Source organism: Ignavibacteria bacterium, from assembly GCA_016873775.1.
Taxonomy (GTDB): domain Bacteria; phylum Bacteroidota; class Ignavibacteria; order UBA10030; family F1-140-MAGs086; genus JAGXRH01.
Window position 1 is genome coordinate 1 of record VGWC01000142.1, and the last position, 2215, is coordinate 2215.

Annotated in this window: 2 protein-coding genes; both read left to right on the plus strand. The window is 43.2% G+C overall.

The window, feature by feature from the left end; genetic code table 11:
• The coding region (locus FJ218_11380) for an aldehyde oxidase (GenBank protein ID MBM4167503.1) at positions 1–1615 on the plus strand (1615 nt) is incomplete at its 5' end.
• Positions 1612–2215, plus strand: a 604-nt coding sequence (locus FJ218_11385; protein MBM4167504.1) for a 4-hydroxybenzoyl-CoA reductase subunit beta, incomplete at its 3' end; no start/stop codon positions are given. The genes FJ218_11380 and FJ218_11385, both read left to right, overlap by 4 nt.

A 2215-nucleotide genomic window follows, 5' to 3' on the forward strand; every position in this document is an offset into this window, starting at 1 on the left:
CGGTGGAAAGAGTGAACCGTTCGCATTAGAGTTTTGCGCCGCATTTCTTTCTATGAAAACGGGACGCCCGGTAAAAATTACATACACGCGAGAAGAAGTTTTTTATTCTCATCGCGGACGACACGCAACCAAGATGCGTTTGAAAACCGGTGTCAAAAATGACGGCACGATAACTGCGATTCAATACAAAGCGTATCTCGATGGAGGCGCGTATGGAAGTTATGGAATTATTACAACGTATTATTCCGGACAATTGCTCACCTTGCCGTATAAAGTTCCGCATTACAAATTTGAAAGCACGCGCGTTTACACGAACAAACCACCGTGCGGACCAAAACGCGGACACGGTGCAGTTCAGCCGCGATTTGCGTTTGAAGTGCAACTCGATAGAATTGCGGAAGAACTCAGAATTGATTCTGCGGAATTGCGATTGAAAAATCTTGTTGAGAAAAATTCCACGACAATCAATTCGCTTCGTATTACAAGTTGCGGAATGCAAGAATGCATTGAAAAAGTTTTGGACGCATCAGATTGGAAAAATAAAAAAGGAAAACTTCCGCGCGGTCGTGGAATTGGAATTGCCGCAAGCGCATACATCAGCGGTGCGGGAAAAGAAATCAACTGGCTCGGACTTCCGCATAGTGGAGCGATGGTGAAAATTGACAGAGGCGGCGGCGTTACTGTGTTTTGCGGTTCGTCGGATATTGGGCAAGGTTCAAATACAGTGCTTGCATCGCTCGTTGCGAAAACGCTGGGGATAAAAATTGACAACGTGAAAGTGTATGAAGCAGATACGGATTTAACTCCGGTGGATTTGGGAAGTTATTCAAGCCGCGTAACGTTTATGGCGGGAAATGCAGTGTTGCAAGCCGCGAAAAAATTGAAAGAAAAAATTTTCATTGCCGTTGCAGAAAAGTTTGAAGTAGAGAAAACTTTGTTGGTTGCAAACGAAGGAAATATTTTTGTTGAAAATAATTTCGAAAAGAAAATTACTTTCATTGATGCGGCACGATTAGCAGAACAAAAATTCGGAACGCTTTCGGAAGTTGGTTCTTACTCGCCGCCGAAACTTGGAGGAACATACAAAGGCGCGGGAGCGGGACCATCGCCGGCGTATAGTTTTACTGCGCACGTAGTTGAGTTGGAAGTGGATGAAGAAACGGGACACGTTACAATTCACAAAGTATGGTCAGCGCACGATTGCGGAAAAGCGTTGAACAAAACTCTTGTCGAAGGACAAATCGAAGGAAGCGTGTATATGGGAATCGGTGAAGCGCTGTTTGAAAATCTTTCCTACACACGCAACACAAAATCAACACTTGGCGGACTTTTGAAAACTGCATCGCTGCTCGATTATAAAACGCCGACATCGCTCGATACGCCGGATATAGAAACTATCATCGTTGAAAGTAACGACCCGGAAGGACCTCTTGGAGCAAAAGAAGCGGGAGAAGGTCCATTGCTTGCAGTGATTCCCGCAATTGCAAATGCGATTTACGATGCAGTTGGCGTGCGATTGCATAACGTTCCATTTCTTCCTGAAAAAGTTTTGCAAGCAATTGAAGAAAAGAAACGCGCGTTCAATTTCAAAGCAGAGTTAGTTGAAGCGTTATGATTCGTTTGAACAAATTTGAATTTCACTCACCGACTTCATTGAATGACGCGGTGAATATTCTTTCTTCATCGAATGGAGAAACAAAAATTCTTGCAGGAGGAACGGACGTTCTTGTCGGAATGAAGCAAGGCGTTCTTCAACCGAAACATATTTTGTGGCTCGGAAAAATAAAAGAGTTGCGCAACATTTCGTTTTCAATTAAAGATGGTTTGAAGATTGGTGCAATGTGTACGCTTGCAGAAATTGAGCAAAATGAAAATGTGAAAAAATATTTTCCTTCTATTATTGATGCAGTAAAATCCATAGCATCGCCGCAAATACGAAACAGCGCAACTATCGGCGGCAATTTATGTTTGAACACGCGCTGCTTTTACTACGACCAATCTGATTTCTGGAGAACTTCTCTTGGCAATTGTTTGAAATACGGCGATGGAATTTGTCATGCCGCGCCGGAACTATCACGTTGCACCGCAGTTTTTTCTTCTGACCTTGCGCCGATTCTCATTGCGCTAAATTCTGTTGTAGAACTCCAAGATGCAAATTCCACTCGTAAAATTTCTCTTGAACAATTTTATAATGACGATGGAATGAATCACGCCT